We start from the raw sequence: 8,207 nt of genomic DNA, 5'->3' as shown, positions 1-8,207 counted from the left end.
CTCGGGGCGCCTTTCTTTTCGATGCCAGCCGGGCCCGCATGGCTGCGGGCGGCGTCGGCTTATGCGTATGCCGGGCGCGTCTGGCCGGCCACGTCCTTCAGGTAGCGATGCACTGACAGGTCGTCGGCCTGGATCGCGGGCATCTTGCCCGAGATCAGGTCTGCGAGCAGCTGGCCCGAGCCGCACGACATCGTCCAGCCGAGCGTGCCGTGGCCGGTGTTCAGGAACAGGTTCGACACCGGCGTGCGGCCGACGATCGGCGTGCCGTCCGGCGTCATCGGGCGCAGGCCCGTCCAGAACGTTGCCTTCGACGTATCGCCGCCGCCCGGGAACAGGTCGTTCACGCACATTTCGAGCGTTTCGCGGCGCGCGGCGCGCAGCTTCTTGTCGAAGCCGACGATCTCCGCCATGCCGCCGACGCGAATGCGCTGGTCGAAACGCGTGATCGCGATCTTGTAGGTCTCGTCGAGCACGGTCGAGACAGGCGCGGCCGCTTCGTTGACGATCGGCGCGGTGATCGAATAGCCCTTCAGCGGGTAGACGGGGATCTTCATCAGGTTCGAGATGAAGCTGGTCGAGTACGAGCCGAGCGCAACGACGTACGCGTCCGCGCGCACCGTCTCGCTGCCGCACTGCACGCCGGCGATCTTGCCGCCCGCGATCGCGAGCGCATCGATCGGCGTGTTGTAGCGGAACTTCACGCCGAGCGATTCCGCGAGCGCTGCGAGGCGCGTCGTGAACAGCTGGCAGTCGCCCGTTTCATCGCCCGGCAGGCGCAGGCCGCCCGTCAGCTTGTGCGAGACGGCGGCGAGTGCCGGTTCGGCTTGCTTCAGGTCGGCCGGCGACAGCAGTTCGAACGGCACGTTCGCTTCCTGCAGGACGGCGATGTCCTTCGCCGCGCCGTCGAGTTGCTGCTGCGTGCGGAACAGCTGCAGCGTGCCGCCCGTGCGGCCTTCGTACTGGATGCCGGTATCGGCGCGCAGCGCCTGCAGGCAGTCGCGGCTGTATTCGGCGAGGCGGACCATGCGGCCCTTGTTGACCGCATAGCGCTCGGCCGTGCAGTTGCGCAGCATCTGGTACATCCACTGGAGCTGGAAGCGCGTGCCGTCGAGGCGGATCGCGAGCGGCGCGTGCTTCTCGAACATCCACTTCACGGCCTTCAGCGGCACGCCGGGCGCGGCCCACGGCGCGGCATAGCCGGGGGAGATCTGGCCTGCGTTCGCGAAGCTCGTCTCGAGTGCCGGGCCGGCTTCCCGGTCGATCACCGTGACTTCATGACCGGCGCGCGCGAGGTAATACGCGCTTGCCACGCCCACCACACCGCTGCCCAGAATGACGACTCGCATAGCTGCTCCAGATGGAAGGGACCAGATCGAGGCCGGGCGCACCTGCGTCTCCGTGTAACCTCTAGCTGATCTAGTTTTTTGCGCTATGGTATTGTCGAATGTGTAGGTTTTGTTATCGTATTTTTCAGGTTTTCAGCATAAACAAATGAGAACGCAACGTCAGCCCGTACGCTCGCTCGACAAGCTCGACCGACGCATCCTGAAACTGCTCCAGGACGACGGCCGGATGGCGATGAAAGACCTCGCGGAACAGGTCGGACTGACCGTCACGCCGTGCATCGAGCGTGTGCGGCGCATGGAGCGGGATGGCGTGATCACCGGCTATCACGCGCGTGTCGATCCCCACCAGCTCGATGCCGCGCTGCTGGTGTTCGTCGAGATCACGCTCGGCCACAAGGGCGGCAACATGTTCGAGCAATTCCGCCGGGAAGTGATGAAGATCGACGAGGTGCTGGAATGCCATCTCGTGTCCGGCGATTTCGACTACCTGATCAAGGCGCGGATCGGCGAGATGGCCGACTACCGGAAGTTGCTCGGCGACATCCTGCTGCAGTTGCCCGGCGCCGTGCAGTCGAAGAGCTATGTCGTGATGGAAGAAATCAAGGAGACGCTGACGATCGCGGTGGGCGACTGACGCGCCTGCCGCAGGCCGTCGGGCCCTTTATCCCGCCCTTGGCATGCTGCGCCCAATACTGTATAAATGTACAGTATTGGGCGCAGGCGAATGGGTGGGCACATGGACGATCGATCCGACAACGAATTTCCGGTAGCGCCGCCCGTGCCCCGCAAGGGGCGCGGTGCGGTCGACAACCTGCAGGGGCGATACGAGATCGCGCAGCGTGAAGCGGTCGACGACGGCTGGACGCACGAGTCGGACGATACCGATTTTCCCGCGCCGCTGCGCACGCAGGTATTCGAGGAGCGTGCGAAGAGCATCCTGACGCACAACCAGTCGCCCGACATTCCATTCAGCGTATCGCTCAATCCGTATCGCGGCTGCGAGCACGGCTGCATCTACTGCTTCGCGCGGCCGACGCACAGTTATCTCGGCCTGTCGCCGGGGCTCGATTTCGAAAGCCGCATCTATGCGAAGGTCAATGCGGCCGAACTGCTCGAGCGCGAGATTTCGCGCAAGCGCTACGTGCCCGAGCCGATCGCGCTCGGCGTCAACACCGACGCCTACCAGCCGGTCGAGCGCGACCTGCGCATCACGCGCAGCGTGATCCAGGTGATGCATGATAGCGGGCTGCCGTTTGCCGCGATCACGAAGTCGTCGCTGATCGAGCGCGATCTCGACCTGCTCGCGCCGATGGCCGAACGCGGGCAGGTGATGGCGGCGGTCACGATCACGACGCTCGATGCCGATCTCGCACGCACGCTAGAGCCGCGCGCGGCGACGCCGGCGCGACGGTTGCGCACGATTCGTGCGCTGAGCGAGGCGGGCGTGCCGGTCGGCGTGAGCATTGCACCGATGATTCCGTTCGTCACCGAGCCCGATATGGAGCGCGTGCTCGAGGCGTGCGCGGAAGCCGGCGCGACGTATGCGAGCTACATCATCCTGAGGCTGCCGTGGGAAGTCGCGCCGCTGTTCAAGAACTGGCTTGCCGCGCATTTTCCCGACCGTGCGGAGCGCGTGATGAACCGCGTGCGCGACATGCGCGGCGGGAAAGACTACGACTCGGATTTCTCGAAACGGATGAAGGGCGAGGGGATCTGGGCCGACCTGCTGCGGCAGCGCTTCCGTCAGGCCGTCAAGCGGCTCGGGCTGAACGAGCGCACGAACGGCATTCTCGATCTGTCGCAGTTCCGCGGTGCGCCGGCCGTAGCGGCGCCGGTGCCGCGCGTTGCGGCTCGTTCGGCCGGCACGCGGTCGACGCAGTCGCGCGACGACATGCAATTGAACCTGTTCTGACCGGCGCGCCTCACCGGCGCAGGGTGCCGGTGGTGCGCGTTCGTTGCGCTTACTGCGAAATCTGCTTGGCCGCTTCGACCTGCGACTCGAAATACGTCTGGAACGACAGCGCGAGTGCGGTCATCAGCAGGAACGCGCCGATCAGCAGCGAGAAGATCACCACGAAGATCACGGTCCAGCCCGACTTGCTGTGCTTGCCCGTCTCCGCGTTGAATTGCGCGTCCCATTTTTCGTCGGGGCGCAGCCCGTAGACGAGCGCGGCGAGGAACGCTGCCAGCAGCGAGATTGCGCCGGGTACCGCGAGCCACCAGCCGAGGCTGGCGCTGCGCTGGGTCGCGGCGAGCAAGAGGAAGCCCGGAATGCCGACGATCGTCGCGAGCAGATGGGCCCAACCGTATACGTCGCGAAAGCCATATAGATAGAAGCGGTGCGCGCCGAGCGAGCCGAACAGGAACGCAAGGGCGGCGGTGAGCGTCTTGGAGCGAAAGCGGCGGGACGGTGCGGTGCTGCTGGACATGGATGGCGGCGTATTGTCGTTGGCATGGGCGGCCGGCGGGCCGGCGCGGGCGCGCGGCCCGGCACGCATTCTACGACGCCCGGTCGGGCCCGGTCACCCCTGTCCTGCGTCAAGGTGCCGCATAGGTCACGCGGTAGATCGCGCCCGCATAGTCGTCGCTGACGAGCAGCGAGCCGTCAGGCAGTGGCAGGACGTCGGCCGGGCGTCCCCATACCGTGCCGTCGGCCCGCAACCAGCCCGTGATGAATGGAGTCTGGCGCGCCTGGCTACCGTCTGCCGAGACGACGACGCGCATCACGCGGTAGCCAACTTTCGTGCTGCGGTTCCACGAGCCGTGTTCGGCGATGAACACGTTATTGCGATACGACGCCGGAAACATCGGCCCTGTATAGAAGCGCATGCCGAGTGCCGCGACATGCGCACCGAGTTTCAATACGGGCGGCACATAACGGCGGCATACGTCGGCGCTGCCGAATTCGGGGTCGGGCGTGTCGCCGCCATGGCAGTACGGGAAGCCGAAATCGAGGCCGGCGCGCGGCGCGCGGTTCAGCTTGTCGTCGGGTACGTCGTCGCCCATCATGTCGCGCCCGTTGTCGGTAAACCACAGCTCGCCCGAATCGGGGTGCCACGCGAAGCCGACCGTATTGCGTACGCCGCGGGCGACAACCTCGCTCCCGCTGCCGTCCGTCTTCATGCGTGCGATGATCGCGTAGCGGCTGCGATCGGCGAGACAGACGTTGCACGGTGCGCCGGTCGGCACGTACAGCTTGCCGTCGGGGCCGAACGCGATGAATTTCCAGCCGTGATGGTGCTCGGTCGGCAGCGCGTCGGTGACGACGGCTGGTACGGGCGGTGCGGCGAGCCGATCGTCGACATGATCGAGACGCAGGATGCGCGATACGGCGGATATATAGAGTGCGCCGCCACGGTAGGCGACGCCGACGGGCATGTCGAGCCCGGACGCGATCACGTAGCGGGCGCTGATCCGGCCCTCGTGCATCACGAACGCATGTACGCGGCCTTCCCGCGTGCCGACATACAGGATGCCGCGCGGCGACCATGCCATTTCGCGGGCGGTCGGTACCGCGTCGGTCAGTACTTCTACGTGGAACCCGGGTGGCACGACGAGTTGATCCACCGGCAACGGCGCGGCAAACGCCAGTGCGGACGCGAGGCAGGCAAGGCCGGCAAGCAGCGCCGCGAAACGGTGCTGCGCGCGGCGCGTCGAGGCGGCGCGAAGGGGCGGCATGACGGTGTGGAACGTCCCGGACACGACGATTGTATGCCCGGCGGACAGGCGGCCCACGGATTTTTTACGCGTAAGTGTTTGTTGTACCTCTGGTTTCCGGCTATAATCGCGTGTTTCAGTAGTTTCGAACCCGGTTTTCCGAAGGACATCATATGGTTATCATCCGTCTGGCTCGTGGCGGCTCGAAGAAGCGCCCGTTCTACAACATCGTTGCTACCGATTCGCGTAACCGTCGTGACGGCCGCTTCATCGAGCGCGTCGGCTTCTACAACCCGGTCGCTACGAAGGGCGAATCGCTGCGTATCGCTCAGGATCGCCTGACGTACTGGCAAGGTGTTGGCGCGCAACTGTCGCCGACCGTCCAGCGTCTCGTGAAGGAAGCGCAAAAGGCGCAACCGGCTGCCTAACATGGCACGGTGTGCCGGTCGTGCCGGCTGTGAGGTGCATTGATGGCGGGTCACGATTCCGGTAATGCAAGGCGCGGGCGTGCGTCGTTTGGCGCATTCGTCCGCAAGCCGGTCGAGCGCGACGCTGACGCGAACGCCGGTCAGGCTGCCGAGCAGGGCAGTGATGAAGTGGCGCAAGCCTGGCCCGACGATGCCGTCGAGGTCGGGGCGGTGGTCGACGCCTATGGCCTGAAGGGTTGGGTCAAGGTGGCGACGCATGCCGACGCCGGTCGCGGCGGCGATGCGCTGCTCAACGCGCGCCGCTGGTGGCTGGAACGCGGTGCGGAGCGGCTTTCCGTCCGCATCATGCAGTCGAAGACGCACAGCGACACCGTCGTTGCGCAACCCGCGGGCGTCAGCGACCGCGATGCCGCGCTGGCTATGCGCGGCTTTCGCGTGTTCGTGCGCCGGGAAGATTTCCCGGCATTGGCCGCGGACGAATTCTATTGGGTCGACCTGATCGGTCTCGACGTCGTCAACGAGCAATCGGTGGCACTCGGGAAGGTGAGCGGGATGATCGACAATGGCGTGCATTCGATCATGCGTGTCGAGTATCCGGCGACCGGCAAAGATGGTCAGCCGACCACCGACGAGCGGTTGATACCGTTCGTCGGCGTATACGTCAAAACGGTGGATCAGGCGGCGCGTCGCATCGTCGTCGACTGGGAAGCCGATTACTGAAATGAACCAGGTTACCGAGAGCGCGGTGCAGTTCGACGTCGTCACGCTCTTCCCCGAGATGTTCCGTGCACTGACCGACTGGGGAATCACCAGCCGGGCCGTCAAGCAAGGGCGCTTCGGGCTGCGCACCTGGAACCCGCGTGATTTCACGACGGACAACTACCGCACGGTCGACGATCGTCCGTACGGCGGCGGTCCGGGCATGGTGATGCTGGCCAGGCCGCTCGAAGCCGCGATCGATGCCGCGAAAGCGGCACAGGCGGAACAGGGCATCGCCAGCACGCGTGTCGTGATGATGTCGCCGCAAGGTGCACCGCTCACGCACGATCGTGCAGTGCGGATGGCGCAGGAACCGGGTGTCGTCGTGCTGTGTGGCCGCTATGAAGCGATCGACCAGCGCCTGCTCGATCGTTGCGTCGACGACGAAATCAGCCTCGGCGATTTCGTACTGTCTGGCGGCGAACTGCCGGCGATGGCGATGATGGATGCCGTCGTGCGGTTGTTGCCCGGCGTGCTGAACGATTCGCTGTCGGCCGTGCAGGACAGCTTCGCCGATGGCCTGCTCGATTGTCCGCACTACACGCGCCCCGAGGAATACGACGGCGTGCGCGTGCCGGACGTGCTGCTCGGCGGGCATCATGCCGAGATCGAGCGGTGGCGGCGGCAGGAAGCATTGCGGAATACGTTGCGGAAGCGGCCGGACCTGATCGTTCGGGCGCGCCGCGAGAAGTTGTTGAGCCGTGCCGACGAGGCATGGCTTGCGAACCTCGCACGCGAAGCGAAGAACGCCTCCTGAGGCGGCGTCGCGGGCGGGAATTGGCGGTGCCATGCATGCGTGCGCGGTGCCTGATGTGAATCCATCCTCTATCGGGGCCAGGCCTGGAAGCAGGCGGGTGCCAACGCCGACACGATGGCATAAGGAGTCAGTAATGAATCTGATCGAAAAACTTGAGCAGGAAGAAATCGAGCGCGCGCTCGCCGGCAAGACGATCCCCGACTTCGCCCCGGGCGATACGGTGATCGTGAACGTGAACGTGGTTGAAGGTACCCGCAAGCGCGTTCAGGCTTACGAAGGCGTCGTGATCGCGATTCGCAGCCGTGGTCTGAACTCGAACTTCATCGTCCGCAAGATCTCGTCGGGCGAAGGCGTCGAGCGTACGTTCCAGACGTACTCGCCGCTGCTGGCAAGCATCGTCGTGAAGCGCCGCGGCGACGTGCGTCGTGCGAAGCTGTACTACCTGCGCGAGCGTTCGGGCAAGTCGGCTCGTATCAAGGAAAAGCTGGTGTCGAAGGATCGCGCCGCAGCAGCTTCCCAAGAGTAAGAGCTGTAAGGAAAAAGCACCCACCCGGGTGCTTTTTTCATTCTGGCGCGACAATATGCTCGATACGACACGAACCCGAGAGCCCCATTGAATCGCCGCCCCATCATTGATCCCGAAGTCCTGCCGGTCGAAGGCACCGGTGCCGGCCTGCCGGCCATTGATTCCCGTCTGATGACACCGTCCGGCCTGCGCGACCGTTTCGCGCGCACGCTCGCATGGAGCGTCGAGCCCGGCGAGGCGAGGCTGCAGGAGGGCGTTGATCCACGCAGCGCGGCCGTCCTCGTGCCGCTCGTCGCCCGCGAGTCTGGCCTCACCATGCTGCTGACCCAGCGCGCCGACCACCTGAACGACCACGCCGGACAGATCAGCTTCCCCGGTGGCCGTCGCGAACCGTTCGATCGCGATGCCACGGCAACCGCGTTGCGCGAGGCGAAGGAAGAGATCGGGCTGGCCGCCGAGCGTGTCGAGATCCTCGGCGCGCTGCCCGACTACCTGACCGGCACGGGCTTCTGCGTGGCGCCGGTGGTCGGCCTCGTGCATCCACCGTTCACCGTGCAGGCCGACACGTTCGAAGTGGCCGAGATTTTCGAGGTGCCGCTCGCGTTCCTGATGAATCCCGCGAACCATCAGGTCCGTGTGTTCCGCTGGGAAGGCGGCGAGCGTCGTTTTTTTGCGATGCCCTATCCAAATGGCGAACCCGGCGGGCATTACTTCATCTGGGGCGCAACTGCCGG

10 protein-coding genes are annotated in these 8,207 nt (G+C 65.3%); 7 read left to right on the top strand and 3 right to left on the bottom strand.

Features of this window, described 5'->3' with window-relative positions:
• Positions 1-59: 59 nt before the first annotated feature.
• On the bottom strand, positions 60-1,346 hold the full coding sequence (locus JYJ84_RS22290; protein ID WP_122944800.1) for a D-amino acid dehydrogenase: 1,287 nt from the start codon (positions 1,344-1,346) through the stop codon (positions 60-62).
• A gap of 145 nt (positions 1,347-1,491) precedes the next feature.
• Here JYJ84_RS22290 and JYJ84_RS22285 point away from each other — a divergent pair, with 145 nt between their 5' ends.
• On the top strand, positions 1,492-1,980 hold the full coding sequence (locus tag JYJ84_RS22285; protein WP_011351353.1) for an Lrp/AsnC ligand binding domain-containing protein: 489 nt from the start codon (positions 1,492-1,494) through the stop codon (positions 1,978-1,980).
• 90 nt (positions 1,981-2,070) lie between these two features.
• Positions 2,071-3,258, top strand: a complete 1,188-nt coding sequence (locus JYJ84_RS22280; protein WP_175223568.1) for a PA0069 family radical SAM protein — start codon at positions 2,071-2,073, stop codon at positions 3,256-3,258.
• A 49-nt stretch (positions 3,259-3,307) separates the two neighbouring features.
• Here JYJ84_RS22280 and JYJ84_RS22275 read toward each other — a convergent pair whose 3' ends face one another.
• Both JYJ84_RS22275 and JYJ84_RS22270 read right to left on the bottom strand, forming a co-directional pair.
• Positions 3,308-3,775, bottom strand: a complete 468-nt coding sequence (locus tag JYJ84_RS22275) for an NINE protein (protein WP_043183093.1) — start codon at positions 3,773-3,775, stop codon at positions 3,308-3,310.
• Between the two features lie 109 nt (positions 3,776-3,884).
• Positions 3,885-5,024: a sorbosone dehydrogenase family protein gene (locus tag JYJ84_RS22270; protein ID WP_175223569.1), complete on the bottom strand. Its 1,140-nt coding sequence runs from the start codon at positions 5,022-5,024 to the stop codon at positions 3,885-3,887.
• 152 nt (positions 5,025-5,176) lie between these two features.
• Here JYJ84_RS22270 and rpsP point away from each other — a divergent pair, with 152 nt between their 5' ends.
• The 5 genes from rpsP to JYJ84_RS22245 form a co-directional block, all read left to right on the top strand.
• Positions 5,177-5,431 (top strand): 30S ribosomal protein S16, encoded by a 255-nt coding sequence (gene rpsP, locus JYJ84_RS22265; RefSeq protein WP_006476550.1) that lies wholly within the window; start codon positions 5,177-5,179, stop codon positions 5,429-5,431.
• A gap of 42 nt (positions 5,432-5,473) precedes the next feature.
• Positions 5,474-6,151 (top strand): ribosome maturation factor RimM, encoded by a 678-nt coding sequence (gene rimM, locus JYJ84_RS22260; protein ID WP_122944803.1) that lies wholly within the window; start codon positions 5,474-5,476, stop codon positions 6,149-6,151.
• 1 nt (position 6,152) lies between these two features.
• Positions 6,153-6,947, top strand: coding sequence for a tRNA (guanosine(37)-N1)-methyltransferase TrmD (gene trmD / locus JYJ84_RS22255; protein ID WP_175223570.1), 795 nt, complete (start codon positions 6,153-6,155; stop codon positions 6,945-6,947).
• Positions 6,948-7,080: 133 nt separating this feature from the next.
• Positions 7,081-7,473: a 50S ribosomal protein L19 gene (gene rplS, locus JYJ84_RS22250; protein WP_166957536.1), complete on the top strand. Its 393-nt coding sequence runs from the start codon at positions 7,081-7,083 to the stop codon at positions 7,471-7,473.
• Positions 7,474-7,560: 87 nt separating this feature from the next.
• The coding region (locus JYJ84_RS22245; RefSeq protein ID WP_205189480.1) for a CoA pyrophosphatase at positions 7,561-8,207 on the top strand (647 nt) is incomplete at its 3' end.

Source organism: Burkholderia sp. LMG 13014, assembly GCF_905232215.1.
In the GTDB taxonomy this organism is placed as follows: domain Bacteria; phylum Pseudomonadota; class Gammaproteobacteria; order Burkholderiales; family Burkholderiaceae; genus Burkholderia.
Note: the sequence above shows the minus strand (reverse complement) of the source record. Positions and strands in the feature narration are given on the sequence as shown.

Bases quoted from the DNA above. Each gene is read 5' to 3' on its own strand.
- JYJ84_RS22290 (WP_122944800.1), bottom strand. From the start codon at position 1,346: ATGCGAGTCGTCATTCTGGGCAGCGGTGTGGTGGGCGTGGCAAGCGCG.
- JYJ84_RS22285 (WP_011351353.1), top strand. From the start codon at position 1,492: ATGAGAACGCAACGTCAGCCCGTACGCTCGCTCGACAAGCTCGACCGA.
- JYJ84_RS22280 (WP_175223568.1), top strand. From the start codon at position 2,071: ATGGGTGGGCACATGGACGATCGATCCGACAACGAATTTCCGGTAGCG.
- JYJ84_RS22275 (WP_043183093.1), bottom strand. From the start codon at position 3,775: ATGTCCAGCAGCACCGCACCGTCCCGCCGCTTTCGCTCCAAGACGCTC.
- JYJ84_RS22270 (WP_175223569.1), bottom strand. From the start codon at position 5,024: ATGCCGCCCCTTCGCGCCGCCTCGACGCGCCGCGCGCAGCACCGTTTC.
- rpsP (WP_006476550.1), top strand. From the start codon at position 5,177: ATGGTTATCATCCGTCTGGCTCGTGGCGGCTCGAAGAAGCGCCCGTTC.
- rimM (WP_122944803.1), top strand. From the start codon at position 5,474: ATGGCGGGTCACGATTCCGGTAATGCAAGGCGCGGGCGTGCGTCGTTT.
- trmD (WP_175223570.1), top strand. From the start codon at position 6,153: ATGAACCAGGTTACCGAGAGCGCGGTGCAGTTCGACGTCGTCACGCTC.
- rplS (WP_166957536.1), top strand. From the start codon at position 7,081: ATGAATCTGATCGAAAAACTTGAGCAGGAAGAAATCGAGCGCGCGCTC.